Consider the following 19,720-nt stretch of genomic DNA (forward strand, 5'->3'; position numbering starts at 1 on the left):
GGGACTTCATGACACGGGGCTGGTCGCAACAGGGTTCGATGCACGCCGTCAGATGCATGCACGAATCCTGTTGCGAGCCAGAAGAAAAGTAATAGCGCGAAGCGCACACGCACGAGACTAAAAAAATGCTGACACTTCAATCAGACCTGCACGGCAACCATCTGTTGGGCGCGCTTCCCGCGCAAGAATGGCAAGCCATCGCACCGCATCTCGAACTGGTTCAGTTGCGCACGGAGCAGTTGCTGTGCGATTCCGGGCAACGCATCCACCACGTGTATTTCCCGACCACGGCGATCATCTCGCTGCTGCATACGATGGAAGACGGCGGCTCGGTCGAGGTCGCTGCGGTGGGGCGTGAAGGCATGTCGGGCGTTCCCGTGCTGACGGGCGGCGACACCATGCCGACGCGCGTCCAGGTGCAGTGCGCGGGCTTCGCGTATCGCATGAGCGCGGGCGCGTTGCGCGAGCACTTCGGCCGCTCCGACTTCCTGCGCCGCGTGATGCTGCTGTACATGCAAGCCCTGCTCACGCAAGTGGCGCAGACGGCTGCATGCAATCGGCATCACTCGCTCTCGAAGCAACTGTGCCGCTGGCTGCTGATTCAGACGGACCGCACGCCGTCGGATCAACTGCGCGTGACGCAGCAGATGATCGCCGACATGCTCGGCGTGCGTCGCGAAGGCGTAACGGAAGCCGCGGGAAAGCTGCATGACGCCGGCCTGATCCATCACAGCCGCGGCTGCATCAAGATCCTGGATCGCGCCGCTCTGGAAGAGCGCGCATGCGAATGCTACGGCATCGTCAAGCGTGAGTTCGACCGGATGCTGCCGCGTCGCCAGATGGAAGCCATCGTTTGAAGCGTGCCGGACGCGGGCGCGGCTGGCAGCAGCCGCCCGCTCCGTGCAGCAGCACGCCGAAAAGGGCGATTCGATCGAGAGACATCGAACGAATGTCAGATCGGATCTTTGTCTGTCCGACGAAACTGTCGTGTCCCTCTCCATATCCATTTAATTGCGTCACGTGCTGGCCGTGGGCCCCGTTCACGACGTGGACATGCGCGCGATCCACGAGGCAGCAATCGCTATGGTCGTAGCATTTACACCGCGCGAAAGGCTTGGCCAGGACGAAATTTCTCAGTGGACATAACAAAAGAAGCCATCAGCATAATAAGCCGGCTCCACTGAACCGCGATGCGCACGCCAACTTGCCTATGTCCGGATCGGGCCGGCGTTTCGGCGATGGTGAACTAGTGCCCATAGGTCCATCTCAAATGGCCTGTGTTTCAGAGGCATGGATTAGCAGGCCCGCGCCAGTCGGTGCGCCGGTGCCTCGATCGCGATAATCTGCTTTTGCGCACATGAACGCGCTTGGCTTCCGGACACGAGCGGATGATGAAATTGGCCGCCTCGACAAACGCCAACGCGAGATACTTAGTGCCATTCTTCGTATTGCCTTCGCCATTCTTCCTACTGTTGCTTTCGCACCAGCGCACACCTGCCGGCAGTGCGAACTGAAGTTTCCAAGCTTGGAGCGATGGGACTCGGACGTTAGCATCTAGCGTCGCCTTGGTTTCGCTGCAGCGGAAACACAACGCGCATTTCGTGCGAGGCTCGGTTGACTCGTGTACAAAAGACATGTCTCCAAGCGATCCTCATCATGTACTGACGACGAGATAAGTCATGGCGAGCCGACTCCGACGGAACATCGTTGCGCTGGCAGTTCTGCAAGCGGCCAATATGCTGCTTCCGCTAGCAACATTTCCGTATCTATTGCGCGTTCTCCGTCCGGAAAACTTCGGTGCATACGTCTTTGCGCAAGCCATCGTTGGCTATCTCGTGCTACTGACTGAGTACGGGTTTAACTGGTCATCCACGGCCCAGGTCGCACGGGCCCAGCATGATCGGTATGCGGTATCCAGAATTTTCTGGGCGACACAAGGCGCAAAGGCCCTTATCGCCGTGGTCGGCTTCGCCATTCTGCTGTCAGTCGCATTCTTCGCACCAAGGTTGCGTGCAATGCTGCCGCTCTTGCTGGCTACTTATCCGCTCGTTCTCGGAACAGTTCTATTTCCACAGTGGCTTTTCCAAGGGCTGGAACGGATGACGTACACCACGGTTTCGGTTTTGAGCGCGCGGCTGCTCCTCTTGCCGCTGACGTTCGTCTTGGTGCGCTCGTCGGATGACACGTGGATTGCGTCGCTCATCAACTCGATGAGCATGGTAGTTGCCGGAGTCGTCGCATCAATTCTGATAGCCAAAAACCGGATGATCATCGCGTTGATGCCGAGCAGGGCGGACATCATCGAGGCGCTTCGTGAAGGCTGGCACACGTTCATCTCCACGGCAGCGATCAGTCTGTACACAACCACTAATAGCGTGGTCCTCGGATTTGTTTCCGGAGACGTCGCTGTTGGTTACTTTGGCGTAGCCGACAAGGTTCGGAATGTCGCGCAAGCGCCGCTCGGACCGCTCTCCAACGCGATCTACCCGCGCGTGACGGCGCTTTTTTCTGAAGACTCAGAAAAGGCGTTTGTGTTGGTGCGCAAGATGCTCTATTTGCTGGGCTCAACAATGTTGCTGGCTTCGATCGCGCTCTGGGTGGGCGCCGAATGGATCGTGCGCATTGCAATGGGCCCCGGGTATGAACCAGCAATCATCGTTCTGAAGTGGATGTCGCTCATGCCTTTGCTCGTCGGTCTGAGCAATGTACTCGGCGTTCAGGTGATGCTGCCGCTTGGAATGAAGAAAAAAGTCAGCGAGATACTGATCGTCGCCGGCCTGTTCAACCTCGCCTTGCTCATTCCGCTTGCATCGGTCTACGGCGCTCAGGGCGCGGCAATGTCAGCGCTTGCCACCGAATTTCTCGTCACGAGCTCAATGGCGCTCTACCTGATCAAACGAAAAATTCCGGCCTTCCATACGAGGATGCGCAGAGATGAAATATGACTTCCTTATCGTAGGCGCCGGATTTGCAGGCGCGGTTTGTGCCGAACGCCTGGCGGCACACGGGAAGCGCGTGCTTGTCGTCGATAAGCGCAATCATATCGGCGGCAATGCCTATGATCATAAGGATGCGAGCGGCGTGCTCATCCATCCGTATGGTCCGCATATTTTCCATACGAATAGCAAGCGCATCTTCGAATACCTGTCCGGTTTTACGGATTGGCGCTTTTACGAGCATCGCGTAAAGGCCTGGGTGGATGGTGATCTCTATCCAATACCGATCAATCGCACGACGATCAACAAGCTATACGGTATAAATTTGAGCGAGCAGGACACGGTGGCGTTCCTCGAATCCGTACGTGAAGCGCGAGACACCGTCACCACCAGCGAAGATGTGGTGCTCAGCAACGTCGGCCGCGATCTGTGTGACAAGTTCTTCCGTGGGTACACGCGAAAGCAATGGGGACTGGATCTGTCCGAACTATCCGCGGGTGTTGCTGCGCGAATCCCGACGCGCTCCAACGACGATGACCGCTACTTCACCGACACTTTTCAATTCATGCCGGCACAAGGCTACACCGCGATGTTCGAAAAGATGCTTGCCAGTGCGGATATCGAAGTGCGCCTCTCGACCGACTACAACGAGATGAAGGCGATTATCGAATATGGCCACCTTGTGTACACTGGACCGATCGACGCTTATTTTGGCTACCGTTTCGGCAAACTTCCGTACCGCAGCCTGCACTTTCAACATCTTCATCTGAGCGACGTGGAGCGCTTTCAGTCGACAGGAACGATCAACTATCCGAACGATCACGAATACACAAGGATTACGGAGTTCAAGCATCTCACCGGCCAACAGCATCAGGGAACGTCGATCGTGAAGGAATATCCGCGAGCTGAAGGTGAGCCGTACTACCCGATTCCACGGAAGGAGAATGAGGCCTTGTTCATGCGGTACAGCGCACTCGCGGAGGAAACGGTGGATGTCACCTTCGTGGGCAGGCTGGCGCAGTACCGCTATTACAACATGGACCAGGTTATCGGCGCCGCGCTCAAGGCTGCCGAAGGACTCGTATAAACCGCTGTCGGCAGTAATTGCTTCAAGGTGTCACGACCGCCCTCGGTCAGATGCAATTTTTCACCAGTGATTGTCTTTCTGTGTCCCGCAATCTGGCTCTTATGTCATAGGGGATTGAGAGATGAAAAGGTATTTGGTCATTCTCAGGTGTGGAGATAGTTCCTTGCATCCGCAGTGGTTCACTGGCGCGGAGACCCCAAGCTTCGACCTGGCGCTGAGCTACTATGGGAAAAACGAAAACTACGCAGACGGGTTTGCCAGTACCATACATCGATTCAAAGGGTCAAAGTGGGAAGGCATCCACGACTTCATATTGCACAATGCCCAACTGATTTCGCAATATCGTTATATCTGGCTCCCGGACGACGATATCCTGACCGACGTTCAAACCTTGAACGAGTTTTTTGGGTATGTGGAACGGGAGAATTTTGCGCTCGCGCAACCGTCTCTCGACGAGAGAAGCTATTTCTGTCACGCAGCGACGTTGCAAAACAGGGCGTTCGAATTTCGCGAAACAAACTTTGTAGAAGTGATGGTGCCATGCTTTTCGTCGAGCGCTTTGGATGCGATAAAAGATAGCTTCGAAAACACCAAATCAGGCTGGGGCCTCGATTTCCTGTGGCCCGCGCGGGTAGCGTCACTGGGAAAGGTTGGTATTGTCGATCGGGTTTCCGTATTCCATACACGCCCGGTCGGTTCGGCTGGGCACGGCACAGGAGACGGGGCGAAGACAAACCCGTGGTCTGAACTGAACCAGGCGCTCTCACGCTACGGGTTGCGCGCGTCGATAAAAGTCCTGCAGGGCAAACGGAGTATCGTGGGTACAACGTACACCAGTGGGCGGCTGGGCAATCCCGTCTTTCTTATCCATGCGGTGAAAGGCAGCCACCCTGTGCGGCGGAAAAATCTCGTCAATTATATGGGGCTTGTAAAGGAGTATCTCCCGTGGCTTCACTATACCAAGCGAAAAACGCGGCCTTCGAGAGGCCAATCCGGTTCGTTGAAATAATACTCGCGCCGTATCGTCGGTTATTACGTTGGGCGGGCAGGAAGGCTGTCGCGATTAATTGATGACTTTTTGAATGGAGCGACGAAATTGTATAATTTTCTAAAATTGCCGCTAACCTTCGTAAGTAGGCCGCTCCGGTATCTCATAAGGTCTGAAATAAATTCCTCCTTAGCACTTAGAGACCAGAATATTCACGCCGCGCTTCAGAGAAGAGCCCTTGAGGAAACAATCGATTACGTGGAAAGAAAGATGCTCGGAGTAGACTCCGTGGCATCTGCGCAGGAACTGCTTTCGAAAGCCTTGTCGATGGTAAAAGGTGACGGGTTAATCTGTGAATTTGGAGTGTTTAGCGGGAAGTCGATCAACCATATTGCGAGCCAGGTAGATGCTGTAGTCTACGGCTTTGACTCTTTTGAAGGTCTTCCCGAGCGCTGGAGAGATGGGTATAGTCGGGGATTCTTTAGCGTCGACAGACTGCCCAGAGTTGCAAAAAATGTAACCCTGATTAAAGGATGGTTCGATAAAACCTTGCCCGAGTTTGTAAAGAGTCAATCAAAAGACGCGGCATTCTTGCATATCGATTGTGACCTTTACTCATCAACGAAAGTAATATTCGAAAATTTAGGGAAGAAAATAAAGCCGGGATGCATCATCGTATTCGACGAATACTTTAATTATCCCGGGTGGAAAGACGGTGAGATAAAGGCGTTTCATGAGTTTCTGGACGCGCATCATCTCGCCTATGAGTACATCGGTTACAACGCGAAGCACGAACAGGTGGCTGTTGTAATAAAGCAACCTGAGTGACCGAATGGACAGTTGAAAAAGGAGAAGTAAAAGAACTCATCAAGTGAGAGCAGCGCTGCCACGCGTATGACGGACCTTAGCCTCTCCCGAAAGGCGCTATCGCGCAACGAGGTAGCGCCACATCGTCTCACACTCGCTATCGGAGATCTCGTAGCGTGGCATTGCTTTGCGCACAATCACGCCCGCCGGATCCACGCCCTCTCTGAGGACTCGGCAGAAATTCTGCTCGTTGTAGCTGCTCGCCGGGCCGCCTCGCCGCATCGTCGGAACGAGCAGGTAGTCTCGTGTCAGGAGCGGTCCGAACGCCGCTGCCCGACCGGTCCCGGCATGACAGTTCACGCATCGGGTAGTGGAAGGCGGTAAGCGGCGGTCATCGTCGCGAAGATGAGCCCCCAAGGCGCACTCTCCCGTGAAAATAGCGCGACCCATATCGGCGGACGAGCATGACTGCGCCGCGCAGCTCGCATGCATCGCGCTCATGAATGCGAGTCCGATCGCAGCGCGAAAGGTCCGGCGCAGCGCTACCTGCGGTGTCATTGATGCAGCCTCAGCGTCTTCGAAACGCTCGGCACCCCCTTCGCATTCAGGGCGAACAACATGTAATAGCCTGGCAGTGCCACGCCGGGATCCGAGGGCACGTTCACCAGGAACTCACCGCCCGTGCCAATCGTGAAAGTCACCGGGATACGCCGCTGTTCGCCGTTAAGCGAATGCGTCACCGATGACAGCCGCATCAACGCGAAGGCCTGCGCGTCGCTGCTTGCCGTTACCGCGATCGTCGTGCCGAGCGTCGCGTCCCCGGGGGCGTTGCTCAGCGTCGGCCGGGTCGCTGCCGAGCCGTCCGCATTGAGCAGATAGGGCGGGGTGAGGATCTCAACGTCGGCGTGGTCGGTCCCGCAGCCACCGCACAGGCCGCCGCCGCCGCTCAATACGCGGCCATCGGGAAGCAGCAGGGCCACGCTGTGATACACGCGTGGTACGGCCTGGGCCGCCAGCAATGAGAACTTCTTGGTCGACGGATCCCAGAGTTCGGGCGTGAGCACAGCGGTATCGTCGGAAAAAGGTTGAGCGAAAGTCTGGCCACCCAGCACGACCACCTGCCCGTTCGGAAGCACGACACCGTTGACAAACGCGCGCCTGTAACTCATCGGGCCGATTGCGGTCGCCGAGCCGCTGTTAATGTCGATGAGCGTTGCGTTCGAGGTGGCCGTCGATTGTTCGTAGCTCGGCGCACCGCCCACCGCGAGAACCTTTCCGACGTCGTACATGACCGCGTTGCCGTTCATCGCGTCGGTGTCGTTTGCCCGGTTCCCGGCGTTGGTCACGGAACCGTTGCCGGCAGTGTCGAACCAATGCATCGCTTTGCTCGGTCCCGCGTGAAACACCCGCCCGTTGGACATTGCAAAGAGCCAGGCATGGTTATCGCTTCGGAAGATACCGCCTGCATCCTGCGTGAGGATGTAGTTGGCGAGCAGCGACGAGTTCACCCTCCAGCCACTGCCGCTAGTCCAGGTTTCGCCCGTCTTGTTGCCCAAACCACCGTTCCAGGAGCCGCCGATTACAAACACATTGCCGTTGCTCAAGGTCAGGCTGCCTTGATAGGCACGCGGGATATTCATCTGGTTCGTCGACACCCATGTATTTGTCGCCTGCGCGTAGTAACTTACCTTCGCGCTGCTTGATCCTCCTGTCACGAAGATACGACCGTCGGGAAGATTGGCGACTCCCGGACAGAACATGTCATGCCCGGTGTTTGTTACCAAGTATCGTCTGGCGGTTTGCGACGTCGGGTCGAAAATGGCCGTGTACGTTCTCCCCGGCGTCACCTCGCCCGTAGTGAAGTTGTTGGTGTAATCCGCAGACCAAACTAAAATGGTGCCGTCGATAAGATTGGCCGCTGCGACCGGAACGAGCGGCAGCTTGATCGGGGCAGTCCATTTTGACGGCAGCGCTGAAACGGCAGTCAGCCCGCTCACTTGCCACGTCTGTGTTGCGCTCCCATTGCACCGCTGCTGGGTCAGTTGTCCACCTTGCGCGGTCGTGCTCGCCGCGGTGACGCAAAGACCACTGTGCGACGCGACGACGGCGTAGCCGCTGCCTTGTGCAGTAAGCGTGAAGGTCTGGTTAGTGCCACCGTTGCAAGTCCATTGGATGATTTTCGCATTCGTTGATGTACTCGCGCCGCTCACATCCATGCACTGGCCACTGTTTTGGCTGATGAAGTTATAGCCCGACCCGGAAGCTCGGGGCGTCCAGTTCTGATTCGATCCACCGTTGCAAGCCCACGCAATTACCGCCGCGCCAGGGGTGACGGATTGGCCGCTGACGTCCGCGCAAAGGCCGGTGCCGCTAAGCACGATCGTGGCGGGCGTCTGCGCGTGGACCAACCACTGGCTGTCGAAGGTCGATGCAGCGATCAACACGAATAAGGCGAGGGCGAACCGGCCGATCGTGTAGACGTACGAATTTACTGAGCGAGTGCGTTTCATTTCGTCACCTTCCATTGATGCCGGGCTACAGGCGAACAAGTTTGCCGATCACGTCACAGATTTCCTCAACGCGCGGAAGCTCGGTGCTGCGGTAGCGCAGCATCCCGTTCGGGTCGAAGCAGTAGATTTGAGTTGAATGTTCGGCGATATCGCCTAGAGGAAGGGTGCTTGCCGAAAGCGCCAAGCGCATACGGTCGACGTCCTGCAAAGTCGGTGTCGCAGCGCTCCAGGCGGAGCCAGCATTGAAGTGCGCAAGCCAATTGCGCAGTGCGGACGGCGAGTCTGAGAGCGGATCGATCCCGATCGACAGCAATCGAACCTGACGCTTATTGCTGATTTGAGGAATGCGATCCTGAACGGCGCTAAACAAGGCTCCCTGAAGAGGGCACACCGACCCACAGCCGGTGTAGATCGTTTGCAGGGCCGTTACGCTCTGCAATAGAAAGTCATTGAGTTGCCGCTTCCTTCCGTTTTGATCGACCAGCGGGAAATCGCCGAGGTAAGTCGGTGGGTTGACCACTCCTACCAGACTGGCATGTTGTGCATAGAGCGGGGACGCTACGCCGGAAAGAATCGCGAAAGTAATATCGCGCAGGAAGTCGCGGCGAGTCCACTTTCGAGCTTTCTTATCCGCAATGAACTCCGTGACCACGCGAAGGTCTCGATGGAACATTTGCAATGTCCTCCGCCGTAGCCGTGGCGCTCTTTAAATTTGCGCCACCCGATTTCGACTCGTGCCGCCCCGATACATCTGGCACGCGTCCGTGAATCCGCGGATTCGCGTGCAAATTTCGCCTTCCTGACATTGCTAGCAATTAGCGTCTGTTTTACACCTCGATATATGATTAAAAGTACTAACGAACATCCGCTGTTTAAAATTTTAGATTACTACTTCTGACAAGCCAACATTCGCAACGAATCCACACCGTGCATTCTGTAATCTCGCGGCCATCATGCGATCTGCCTTGAGTGTTGTCAGATGCCGGACATTCAGTCTCCTAACGTTGACTGTGCAACAATACGGGCGTCGTCACGAACCGTCTCCATGACAAAATCGCCAGTTTCATGACAATATCGCCAGTAAAGGTCGGGAATCCTGCTTACGCCGGTCCACAAGTCGGTCGCCATCTCGCCCGCATTATTTACCGAGGCCAATAACGATCCCGACTTTCATCGCGAAGATGTCCTTTCGTGTCAGGCTCTATCGCCACGCACAACTGTTCTCCACGGCCGCCGACAGGTCCGGCGACCTTGAAGATCACGTGTGAGAAACGTATTGCAGACCCAGATCGCATACGGCTGCGCCGTCGCTGTACGGTAGTTCCCGTCCTTTTGGTTCCTCTTTGGTTCCATTTCGTACACCATAGCATTTTAGTCTGGAAGAATTCGCACGCGAGTTCTTTTACATTTCGTATGTAGCTAGGTGGTAGATTGGCGCGAATATTTCGCCTTTGCGTTCAACATCGTGAACTGTTGTCGCTCAACGAAGGCGACAGCGGATAGGAATCCTGCTTTTAATAGAGTCGGACCCCGTCGCAAGCGCGGCTCACTGCTCCGTCGAGCGCCAGAACTTATCGGGAAAACGGGTCGCAAAAAAACGCGAAGTGCGCGGGCCCCGGCCCTTGCGTGCGGGCGTGGGTGGTGACAGGTTTGTAAGACGACGACGGCATACGGAGAGCAGCGGCGCGTCGGGTCTTCATCGACGCTGTAGGAGAAGCGTCGCAAAAACGGAGCTATCTAGCAGGGCGGCAAGCCGCCCTGCTTCGCAATATTAAAGTTCGCCAGCGCGCTATTCACGCATTGCAGTAGGCGAATAAACTGCGGTTCCACATCGGCCAGGAAGACCTCGCAGTCGGAGATCTTCACCTCACACACGGGCACATGAACCGGAGTTGCCAGCGTGTCCCGGCGTCAAGTGCTTATGCGAATGGAAGTCTGCCCTGGCGTTCCGCGGCTCGCTTTATTTCGGGTGGGACGCGACAAAAGACTTATAGGCGCTATATGCGGCCTTTTGAGTTCTTCCGTCGTTTTGAATCAAGCCGTAGGCACCCTCGCCCCCAGCGGGATCGTCATAGAGTTCATACATCTGAATCGACTCGAGGCCGTAGGTGGACGCAACCGAGGCGTACTGCGACATCATGGAATTGCCGGTCAGATACGTCGCGACCTGAGAGTTGCTGCCCATCTCGGGGCGCACACCATACTCCGTCAGCCAGATGGGCTTACCGAAGTCATGGAGCGTGGACAGTACGTTGTAGCATCCCGTGCCACCGCACGCGTTCTGGATGTCGCCGAAGTCCGAGTACCAATGCCATGCGGTGACGTCCCATGAGACAACCGGATGTCCACTAGTACCGTCTGGCTGAGTGCCTTGCATGAGCATCTGGTCAAAAGCGAAATGCAGCCAGCCTAACCCGCCCATAACAATCTTGGCTTGCGGGTCCACAGCCTTAACGCCTGCAATCATTCCTCGAATTGCACCGCGGGCAATCATGAACTTGCGGTTGTCATAGTCAGTGGGACGCGTGCCGTCTACATCGCCGACCAGAGAGTCCAATTCCAACTCATTGCCGATCTCGTAGTACGGTGCATGCATCTCGGAGGCTGTCTGTTGCGCCAGCGTATATCCTGCGTTGTAAGCCGAGGCTTCGTCGTTGAAGTTCAGGTCGGTGACAATATCCGGATAGAGCGTGACACCGCCGGCAGCCATCGTCTTGGCGGCTGCAGCGAGTCTTGCGGCGCCCGTACGGTCGCCGACGTCGTTGCGATAGATCTTGACGCCAAGGTCTTTCAGCTGTGCGAGCTGCACATCGGTACTCGAATTGTCGTACGAGCCGCCTTGCGTGATATGGCCGTTGATACCGTAGAACAGGTTGCCCGTCACCGGAGCTTTGGTGGTACTCGAAGGCGCGGTAGTCGATTGGGACACCGAGACATTCAGGTTGATCGTAGTGCGGATCCCATTTTGAGAACTGGATGCGATTACCTGCCAAGTCTGCGAGCCGGCTGACAGCTTCGACGTATCGACCGATACGGAGAATTGTCCATTGGACGGCTGTACGGAAGCACCGATCTTCTTTCCGCTGGCCGAGTCATACACCGCGACGCTAACCCATTTCGATCCAGCCGTTCCCTTGACCGTTACCGTCCCTGAGACGTTGGCGTTCGCCGCCGGCGAATCCACCGTGAATGCCGAGTAGCTTCTTCGTGTTGCATTCTGGACCGCGCTAACGCCCGAGCTGTCCGACACGTCCTCGCCGCCTCCGCAAGCTGACAGCAAGACGCCGCCAGTAATAGCTGCGGCGATCAGACGGGCTTTAGGTGCCCAAGAAGACTGATTGTTGGCCCGATTGATGGGAAAGATGGTCGTGAGTCGAAAGGGAAAGTTTGAGCGATTCATCAATGAGGAGTACTGAAAGTGGTAATGAAATAAAAGGGTTTGACTGAAGGTGCGATCGACGAATACTTTGAAGACGCCATATCAGGCCTGACGTTTCGTGTTCGAACGCTGTTCTTAACGTATCGACGACGAAGCAGCGGAGCCAAGGCGATGACCCGACGACGCTACCGTCGTCGAATGCACAACAGCTTTAAGGGCCAGTTTGACCGACTGCCGCGCAAGCTCGCTGCGGCCCCGAATATCCGCAAACGTTTGTATTGAAAGCCGAAAACTAACCGGCTTTCTCCCCTTCGCGTCTTCTTACACATCATTACTCATACGATTGGACGCGTTCTATAGTAAGATAATAACATGAAATACTATTTGCCGCTATATCATCAGGTGTAAGTAGTATTTGCGGGATAATTTACCGGATGGAGCAGAAAGTGATGTATTTGTCTGATCTATTGAGGCGTGAAAGAAGGTCTTCTTAAGCTTCTGCTCGGTTAAAAGTCTTCGGTAGTTCGAACCAAAGCGTCGCGGACACCCGAACGTTCGTCTCGCCGAAAGCAGATTGAGAGCTAAATGCAGGTCGCATCTTGCTCCTTCGCCAAGAGTGCGGTTCGGCACCAACGCCGGAGCCTATAATCCAAAGCCTGCCGAATTTGGCCGCCGGCCTCCGGGATCGAGCATTAATTTTTCGTACTGCCTTCGCTCTTAAGTAACGATAAGAACGCTTCGATATTAGGCCCGGGATTCCACGCAAACAGTGAACGACGCCTGGTCGAGGCCGGGAGGGCGGCGGGAGCCGAACGTGTGCGCGGTTGGCCACATCGGAAGCACGACAATATGGGGACGCTGCGGCTCGCGAACTGTGACGGTAAGTCTATTAAGGCATCTATACCAATCAAGGACTTCATTAAATGATGAGCTTTGTTACCCATTTTGCGTGCTTAATACTTGGGGTGCTGATCGGAATTTTCGGCTGCGCGTTATGTGTCGCGCGATCAAGAGCACCGAAGGACGAACACGAGCAATAAAATTGCGATGACGAAGTGAGTTAGCCTCGCACAAACCCCTGTTCCAGCGATCGGCAGATGCACGCAAAGAGAAGAAAAAGCGGCCAGTAAGCGGCGGATAAGCCGCATTCGCAGAAAAGCACGGTACTGACCTGTCGCGTCTCGGTGACATTCAGCAGAACATAACCTTAGCCTTACCGCGCGGGGGCAGAGAGCGCGGGCCTCGTTCATCGCGCCGGAACAGAACGGGCAGCCTTTTTTCGACCGCCGAAGAGGAACTTGGCAGGATTGACCAAGGTGTTGGCGAGAATTTTTTCTCTCATGAAGTATGCTGAGTGCTTGGTCGCATCCAGCCATACGACGTAAGCCGATACGGTGCGATCGATCATCTGTCAGGGTTGTTCCAGATTACTTTCTATCTGAGCTGCATAAGCGGAGCAGCTTCGCTGTTCACTGCCCGGAAGCGGGCTTTCTTTCTGTCGGATCGATGACCTAAAGCGGTCGAGCAAGAGCGTCAATGTAATTCCTAACACCAATTAGGAGTGCATATATGCTGAATACAACGGCCCAGGAACATACGACGGCGGGCACAACTGAAAGTGCGATGCCGGCATTCGCCAGCCAGGCGTGTCGCAGGCTAGTTCCGGTTATTCTTGCTGGCGGTTCCGGGACGCGACTGTGGCCGATGTCGCGGGGGCAGTTTCCGAAGCAGTTGATTGGCGTGGTCGCATCTACCTCACTACTTCAGGCCACCGCCACACGAATGAGAGGATTCACGGGGGACTTTGATGTCGATGCGCAACCGATCATCGTTTGCGGCGAAGAGCATCGCTTCACGACGGATGAGCAGATGCGCTCCTGCGGCCTCGAAGCGACCATCATCGTAGAGCCGGTGAGGCGTGACACAGCTCCCGCGCTCACGCTGGCCGCGCTCGAGGTGATGAAGGACGGGCAGGACGCGATCATCGTTGCCATGCCCGCTGACCATTCGATCCCAGATGGTCCTGCTCTTCACCATGCAATTTCCGTCGCCGCCGGATACGCACAACGCGGCATGATCGCGACGCTCGGCATTCCACCCACGCGCCCCGATACCGCGTTCGGCTATATCCGCATCGGGGACGCGCTCGATGACGGCGCACACCGCATTGAAGGCTTTGTGGAAAAGCCTGCGCCTGAACTTGCTGCGCAGTATGTTGCGTCGAATATCTACTGGTGGAACAGCGGAATTTTCATCGTGCGCGCGAGCGTTTGGCTCGACACGCTCGCCCACCTCAACGCCGAGATGTACGCGGAGTGCTTCGCCGCGCAAAAAGGAGGTCACGACGACGGGAAGTTCATCCGTCCCTGTGCGTCTGCGTTCGGCCGTGTTCCATCCGATTCGATCGACTATGCCGTGATGGAACGTCTCGGTGAACAGGACTCCCCCTGCGAAGCCGCTGTGGTTCCACTCGTCGCTGGATGGTCGGACCTAGGTTCGTGGGATGCGGTTTGGGAGGCGATGGAAAAGGACCGGTTTGGCAACGTCGCAAGCGGACGCGTCATCTTCGAGGGCGCGACGTCGAGTTACGCGCGGTCCGAAGGCGGCCGCCTTGTCGCATGCGTTGGCACGACCAACCTGATCGTTGTCGAGACCGATGATGCGGTGCTTGTCGCGGACCGCTCGTGTGCACAAGACATCAAGGGACTCGTCGACCGCATTCACGAGCAGAACGCGCCCGAAGCAGAAACGCATCGGAAGGTGCGCCGTCCGTGGGGGTTCTACGATTCGATCGAACATGGCGAGCGTTTTCAGGTCAAGCGCATCGTGGTGACGCCCGGTGCGCGACTATCGCTCCAAATGCATCATCACCGTGCAGAGCACTGGGTCGTCGTATGTGGTACCGCGCTGGTGACTCGTGGCGAAGAACAATTCCTGTTATCGGAAAATCAGTCGACGTACATTCCGATCGGCGTTCGACATCGCCTTGAGAATCCGGGAAAAGTGCAGCTTGAGATCATTGAGGTCCAATCCGGAACCTACCTTGGTGAGGACGATATCGTACGCCTCGAAGACACGTACGGTCGCGCGTTGCCTTCCTACAGTTGATTCAAATGCCGCGGCATTCCGGTTGGGAATGATATGCGCGATATACCGGGATTCTTGGTTTGGCTCTTTGCTATCAGAATGTTAGTAAGCGGTGCGAACACAGCAATGACCTCGCTAACGTGCGCGCCGATTCACGACTTCGATATGAAACATTGATGTAATGTCATGTAACTTTGAACCGGGGACAGCAATGGCCTTAGTCGACGAGGTATGGGAATCAGGTTCAAACGAACACGAGGCCCTCTCCCGCTCAAATGCTTTGCATTCGGGTGGCAGAGGCCCATCCGGTTCGTGCATTGACAGTGCGTCCGAGTACGCAGGCGCTGGCGAACCGATTTCATCGGACGGACCTGCCGGGCGCGCCGAAAATCGCGGCCTGCGGTCTTCTGTTAGCGACGGCGCCAAGCGCGCCATTGATATTTTCGGATCGTCGACATTGCTGATCCTGTTACTTCCGTTCTTTTTGACCATAAGCTTTATCGTATCCAGGGACGGGGGAAACCCCATCTTTGGTCATCATCGGATCGGGCGGGACGGGCGCGTATTCAGGTGCTTCAAATTTCGCTCCATGGTAAACGGCGCCGACGCGGTGCTTGCTGATCTCCTTGCCAAAGATGCCCAGGCGAGAGAGGAATGGAATCGAGACTTCAAGCTCAAAAACGATATCCGGATAACGCCTATCGGACGGATTCTACGTCGGACGAGTCTTGACGAGCTCCCACAACTTTGGAACGTGCTCGTCGGTGACATGAGTCTTGTCGGTCCGCGACCAATCGTCGAAAAGGAGTTGCCACGGTACGGCTCGGACGCGCACTACTATTTGATGGTTAAACCAGGAATGACAGGACTATGGCAGGTCAGCGGAAGAAACAATGTCGACTATGCAACGAGAGTCTCGCTCGATGTTTCCTATGTAAAAGAGCGCTCCGTCCTGCTCGATGTGACCATTCTTCTGCGGACGTTCAAGGTTGTCTTTGAGAAAGATGGGGCCTACTGAGAAACGTGTGGCTTGAGGCTGCCTCCAATATTTCAACGCGCGACCGACAATGATTTTTATTAACGGAAAGTATCGACTCACACGCCTGACGGGTGTCCAGCGCGTCGGGCATGAATTGGGTAACCGGATCGTCGATGAATGTCGGAGGAGAAATGTCGCGTGTGAGGTGTTGACTCCCCCACAGTGGATTGGGCGTTCGAAGTTACGGCCCGTTATCGCGGCACTATGGGAGCAGCTGATTTTGCCGCTTCGAGCTCGTCGCGGTGCGCTCGTCAACCTATGTAATACGGCGCCAGTTTTTGCTCATGGACGTCAACTGGTGCTTCTACACGACGCCGCCGTATTCGATGTCCCTGAGAATTTCTCAAAGTTGTATCGACGTTGGGCGATCTTCCAGATGAGATTATTGGCGGCCGGTTCAAGTCGGCTGGCGTCCGTATCGAATTTCTCGAGGGGCCGACTGGCGTCTGCGCTCGGTAAGCGCCATGACGACTTCATCCTCGTCCGGGAAGGTGCTGGCCACGTCTTGAGAAACGGTCGATCGGACGATGTTCTGAGCAGGTTAGGGGTGGAGCCGAAAGCTTACCTATTAGCAGTCGGAAGCCGGCAGGCGGGAAAGAATCTACGCAACTTGCTTGCCGCTGTGAGCCACATCGATACCGATCATGTGCTCGTGGTCGCCGGTGGAACCGACCTGAGCCTTTTCTCGTCAGGCATCGACGTTGATGCGAAGAAATGCGTTTTTGCCGGATATGTGAACGAAGACGAGCTTCGATCCCTGTACACGCACGCGGCCTGTTTTGTTCAGGCGTCGACGTACGAAGGCTTTGGGCTGCCCACGATAGAAGCGATGGCCTTAGGCGTTCCCGTTGTGTGTTCGAACGCGGCATCGCTTCCCGAAGTGTGCGGCGACGCCGCGCGGTATTTCGACCCCCATTCGCCCGAGGACATGGCAACGGTGATTGAAGAGGTTTTGAAAAGCGACGAGATAAGAGGAGAGTTGATCGAGAAGGGAAGGCGACGCGTGCAATTCTACGATTGGGGATTGGCCGCAGAGGAACTGGTCGAGAATATCCTGACCCGCACCTAATTCATGGATTCAGCAAGAGACGTAGCGCAATTAGCATGACAAGGCGCTGCTTAAACGGATTCATCTGAATAACGGTTGCTTGTTTCAGGAGGGGGCTTACCGTTGAGAACGACAGAGGAAGTGCACCCGCATCGCATGGCTCATGTGGACGCGATCCGTGCCGTGGCAGTGTTACTCGTCATGTGGACGCACTACGCGGAGGAGTTTGCCGGGATTGCAGGTTCGCAACAATGGCTGAATGCCCTTCAACAATATGGAGGCTTCGGCCGTATTGGCGTTGTAGTGTTCTTCGCCCTCAGTGGTCTCCTGATTCCGCGAGGCTTGACCGGGGCGGCTGTCGATGGCTCGCGTCGATTCCTGATTAGACGATTTTTCCGGCTCTATCCGGCCTTCTGGCTATCGATACCCTTGGGGTATTTCGCTTACTGGACGCTCTTCGACAAGAAGCTGGACGCTGCCGGTTGGCTGGCGAACGCAACAATGATTCCTGTTGTGCTTGGCCAGCCCGAAGTGATGGGCCACTATTGGACACTTGAGACGGAGCTCGTGTTCTACCTACTGTGCCTCGGGCTGTTCTGGCTGGGAGGCATTCAGCAAATGCGCGCACTTTGCCTGACCTGCATCGGGCTTTGTGCAGCTTTTGTTGTCACCTCTGCTTTGAAGATCGTTCCCGCCACGGCGCTCGGCCAATACAAGGGCATGCTGTATCACCTGTCGATCATGTTCTGGGGCGCATGCTTTCGAAAAGCGTACGATACCCCGAATGAACGGATGACTTTAAGATTGCCGGGTATCTTGGCAATGCATATAGAGTGGTCCTACAGGACCTGGCTGCTTGCGATGACGGTTGTGATAGCAGGAACCGCCCTGTTGACGGGTGCCGTCGCGTTCGTGCAAAACGACAGCCAGCACATGATCAATTCGATCAGCTATGTGCTCGGGCTCGCGCTGTTTGCGTTGTTGACGACCATATGGAAGATACACCTGCGCCTTTTCGCGTGGCTTGGGGAGATCAGCTATTCGATCTACCTGCTGCACGGAATACCCTTGTATTGTCTCTATTGGGTATGCGAGCGCGCTGGCTGGGTCGGCGCCCCTCTCGGCGTGTACATGATCGTTACGACGGTGATGGCGGTTGGTCTTTCATGGCTGAGCTTTCGGGCAGTCGAAGCCCCGTGTATCCGGTTTGCGCACGCGTTGACATCGTCGCGCCGGGCTAAAGTGCCGAATGCGGTCTATAAGAGCGTCTCCGCCGCGGACGACAGCGGTCGTTGATCGCCGACACCATGACAGGCCCCACTATGCTGCTCCTACAAAAAAGCCTCCTTTCGCATCGCTCTCTGGGTCACTTTTCGAAGTCCTTGCCGGCCAAGTCCATTTCGAATCAGGCGTCGATCCTGCGAATTCGCAACCTTGCATCATAGCCATCAAAACTATGCTGGGATAAATACGGGGATTGTCGCATGGCTTCTTTTCGAAAGAACTTAACGATTCTGATGACGTTGCAGGTGTCCACGTACCTTGCACCGCTGCTGACGTTGCCTTGGCTTGCGCGCGTCCTGGGTCCGACCGACTATGGACGCCTTTCATTCGCCATGGCCTTTACCGCCTATTTCATTTCGATCACAAACTACAGCTTCTCGTTGACGGCCACACCGAAGATTTCCATCAACCGAGAAAGCCGTGAACTGCGCTCGAAGGTGTTCTGGGAAACGATTCTCACGCAAGTTGCGCTCGCGATAGCCGGCTTCGCCGTGCTGATCGCGCTGACAGTCGTCGTTCCCTACCTGCAAGAGAATCGCGAACTCTTGCTAATCGGCTATGGGCAAGCGGTCGGCGCCATGTTGCTTCCGACATGGTACTTCCAGGGAATCGAGGAACTGGGCGTGGAAAGCGTACTGGTATTCGCCGGTCGCGCGTTGAGCGTTCCCGCGATCTACATTTTTGTGCGCGAGCGCGATGACTTGAATACTGCGATGGTGGTGAACGCGCTGGTGCCGCTGCTCTCGGGCATTGCGCTATGCACGTATCTGTACTTTCGTCGCGAGCTCGACTTCGTGAGGGTGTCGTTCAAGACTATCGTCGCCCGTCTGAAAGAAGGCTGGAGCGTGTTCATCGCCACATCGCTGGTCGACATCTATGCATCGAGTAACATTGTGCTGCTCACCTTCATTGCAGGCAACGTCGCGGGCGGCTATTTCGCCGCCGGTGACAAGCTGATCCGCGCGGCGACGAACATACTTCAGCCGCTCAGGACCGCTGCCTATCCTCGCGTGAGCTTCCTCATGCACCACGCCAAGGACGATGCATTTGCGTTTCTGCGCAAGATGTTGGTCGTACAGGGCGTGGTAGTGTCGCTGATCTCTTTGACGATATTTTTCGGTGCTCCGCTTGCAGTAAAACTTTTGTATGGACCGCAGTTCTTGCCCACCGTAGAGGTACTGCGTTGGATGGCGTTTGTGCCGTTGATGGTTGGCCTCTCAGATCTGTTCGGTGTTCAGACGATGCTTCCGCTCGGCATGAAGTCGCAGTTTAGCCGGGTATTGGTCGCGTCGGCCGTGCTGAATTTTGGCTTGCTCGCCGTGCTCGCGAAACTCTTCAGCGAACAGGGTGCGGCGGCTACAGTGCTGATCGTTGAGGCGCTCGTGGCCGCCGGAATGGCGTTCACGCTGCACTTGGAAGGCGTACCGTTCCTCAAGCGCCCCATCGTCGAAGGCGCGGGTTCGGGAACGTGACGCGAACCGTACATGAGAGGTGATCAGCGAATTTGTCGCGTTATACCTCATGCATTTGCCGCTGTCGTGCAATTGCTCAGGTG

General features: G+C 56.0%; 13 protein-coding genes and 1 pseudogene. 10 read left to right on the top strand and 4 right to left on the bottom strand.

The features are described from left to right. The first annotated feature begins 125 nt into the window (after positions 1–125). The 5 genes from AC1Z32_RS35570 (at position 126) to AC1Z32_RS35590 (ending at position 5,839) form a co-directional block, all read left to right on the top strand. A complete protein-coding gene (locus tag AC1Z32_RS35570) occupies positions 126–857 on the top strand; it encodes a Crp/Fnr family transcriptional regulator (RefSeq protein WP_483483552.1) in 732 nt (243 codons plus the stop codon). Positions 858–1,679: 822 nt separating this feature from the next. Next, positions 1,680–2,945 carry a flippase gene (locus AC1Z32_RS35575; RefSeq protein WP_483483553.1) on the top strand — a complete coding sequence of 422 codons (1,266 nt, stop codon included), beginning with the start codon at positions 1,680–1,682 and terminating at the stop codon, positions 2,943–2,945. Then, the gene (glf, locus tag AC1Z32_RS35580; RefSeq protein WP_483483554.1) at positions 2,935–4,023 is read left to right on the top strand and encodes a UDP-galactopyranose mutase; all 1,089 of its coding nucleotides are present in this window, start codon (positions 2,935–2,937) and stop codon (positions 4,021–4,023) included. Before AC1Z32_RS35575 ends, glf begins: the two co-directional genes overlap by 11 nt. A gap of 163 nt (positions 4,024–4,186) precedes the next feature. Next, a complete protein-coding gene (locus AC1Z32_RS35585; RefSeq protein ID WP_483483555.1) occupies positions 4,187–5,032 on the top strand; it encodes a DUF707 domain-containing protein in 846 nt (281 codons plus the stop codon). An 87-nt stretch (positions 5,033–5,119) separates the two neighbouring features. After that, a complete protein-coding gene (locus tag AC1Z32_RS35590; RefSeq protein WP_483483556.1) occupies positions 5,120–5,839 on the top strand; it encodes a class I SAM-dependent methyltransferase in 720 nt (239 codons plus the stop codon). 533 nt (positions 5,840–6,372) lie between these two features. Here AC1Z32_RS35590 and AC1Z32_RS35595 read toward each other — a convergent pair. The 4 genes from AC1Z32_RS35595 to AC1Z32_RS35610 form a co-directional block, all read right to left on the bottom strand. Continuing rightward, positions 6,373–8,328 carry an RICIN domain-containing protein gene (locus AC1Z32_RS35595; protein WP_483483557.1) on the bottom strand — a complete coding sequence of 652 codons (1,956 nt, stop codon included), beginning with the start codon at positions 8,326–8,328 and terminating at the stop codon, positions 6,373–6,375. A gap of 25 nt (positions 8,329–8,353) precedes the next feature. After that, entirely contained in the window at positions 8,354–9,001 is a 648-nt protein-coding gene (locus AC1Z32_RS35600; protein WP_483483558.1) for an SCO family protein, read from the bottom strand. A gap of 1,287 nt (positions 9,002–10,288) precedes the next feature. Beyond that, complete coding sequence (locus tag AC1Z32_RS35605) at positions 10,289–11,728, bottom strand: glycosyl hydrolase (protein WP_483483559.1); 1,440 nt, start codon at positions 11,726–11,728, stop codon at positions 10,289–10,291. Between the two features lie 1,225 nt (positions 11,729–12,953). After that, entirely contained in the window at positions 12,954–13,115 is a 162-nt protein-coding gene (locus AC1Z32_RS35610) for a hypothetical protein (protein ID WP_483483560.1), read from the bottom strand. 161 nt (positions 13,116–13,276) lie between these two features. Here AC1Z32_RS35610 and AC1Z32_RS35615 point away from each other — a divergent pair, with 161 nt between their 5' ends. The 5 genes and pseudogenes from AC1Z32_RS35615 to AC1Z32_RS35635 all read left to right on the top strand — a co-directional run bounded on the left by AC1Z32_RS35615 (position 13,277) and on the right by AC1Z32_RS35635 (position 19,637). Next, the gene (locus tag AC1Z32_RS35615; RefSeq protein ID WP_483483561.1) at positions 13,277–14,815 is read left to right on the top strand and encodes a mannose-1-phosphate guanylyltransferase/mannose-6-phosphate isomerase; all 1,539 of its coding nucleotides are present in this window, start codon (positions 13,277–13,279) and stop codon (positions 14,813–14,815) included. A 403-nt stretch (positions 14,816–15,218) separates the two neighbouring features. Then, positions 15,219–15,812, top strand: a pseudogene (locus tag AC1Z32_RS35620) (sugar transferase); the annotation flags it as partial. Between the two features lie 49 nt (positions 15,813–15,861). Beyond that, positions 15,862–16,902 (top strand): glycosyltransferase family 4 protein, encoded by a 1,041-nt coding sequence (locus AC1Z32_RS35625; RefSeq protein WP_483483562.1) that lies wholly within the window; start codon positions 15,862–15,864, stop codon positions 16,900–16,902. Between the two features lie 135 nt (positions 16,903–17,037). Then, positions 17,038–18,177: an acyltransferase family protein gene (locus AC1Z32_RS35630; protein WP_483483563.1), complete on the top strand. Its 1,140-nt coding sequence runs from the start codon at positions 17,038–17,040 to the stop codon at positions 18,175–18,177. Positions 18,178–18,365: 188 nt separating this feature from the next. Beyond that, entirely contained in the window at positions 18,366–19,637 is a 1,272-nt protein-coding gene (locus AC1Z32_RS35635; RefSeq protein WP_483483564.1) for a flippase, read from the top strand. The last annotated feature ends 83 nt before the right edge of the window (positions 19,638–19,720 follow it).

The sequence above is a fragment of the Caballeronia sp. 11_S32 genome (genome assembly GCF_056930355.1).

Bases quoted from the DNA above. Each gene is read 5' to 3' on its own strand.
- AC1Z32_RS35570 (WP_483483552.1), top strand. From the start codon at position 126: ATGCTGACACTTCAATCAGACCTGCACGGCAACCATCTGTTGGGCGCG.
- AC1Z32_RS35575 (WP_483483553.1), top strand. From the start codon at position 1,680: ATGGCGAGCCGACTCCGACGGAACATCGTTGCGCTGGCAGTTCTGCAA.
- glf (WP_483483554.1), top strand. From the start codon at position 2,935: ATGAAATATGACTTCCTTATCGTAGGCGCCGGATTTGCAGGCGCGGTT.
- AC1Z32_RS35595 (WP_483483557.1), bottom strand. From the start codon at position 8,328: ATGAAACGCACTCGCTCAGTAAATTCGTACGTCTACACGATCGGCCGG.
- AC1Z32_RS35600 (WP_483483558.1), bottom strand. From the start codon at position 9,001: ATGTTCCATCGAGACCTTCGCGTGGTCACGGAGTTCATTGCGGATAAG.
- AC1Z32_RS35605 (WP_483483559.1), bottom strand. From the start codon at position 11,728: ATGAATCGCTCAAACTTTCCCTTTCGACTCACGACCATCTTTCCCATC.
- AC1Z32_RS35610 (WP_483483560.1), bottom strand. From the start codon at position 13,115: ATGATCGATCGCACCGTATCGGCTTACGTCGTATGGCTGGATGCGACC.
- AC1Z32_RS35615 (WP_483483561.1), top strand. From the start codon at position 13,277: ATGCTGAATACAACGGCCCAGGAACATACGACGGCGGGCACAACTGAA.
- AC1Z32_RS35625 (WP_483483562.1), top strand. From the start codon at position 15,862: ATGATTTTTATTAACGGAAAGTATCGACTCACACGCCTGACGGGTGTC.
- AC1Z32_RS35630 (WP_483483563.1), top strand. From the start codon at position 17,038: ATGGCTCATGTGGACGCGATCCGTGCCGTGGCAGTGTTACTCGTCATG.
- AC1Z32_RS35635 (WP_483483564.1), top strand. From the start codon at position 18,366: ATGGCTTCTTTTCGAAAGAACTTAACGATTCTGATGACGTTGCAGGTG.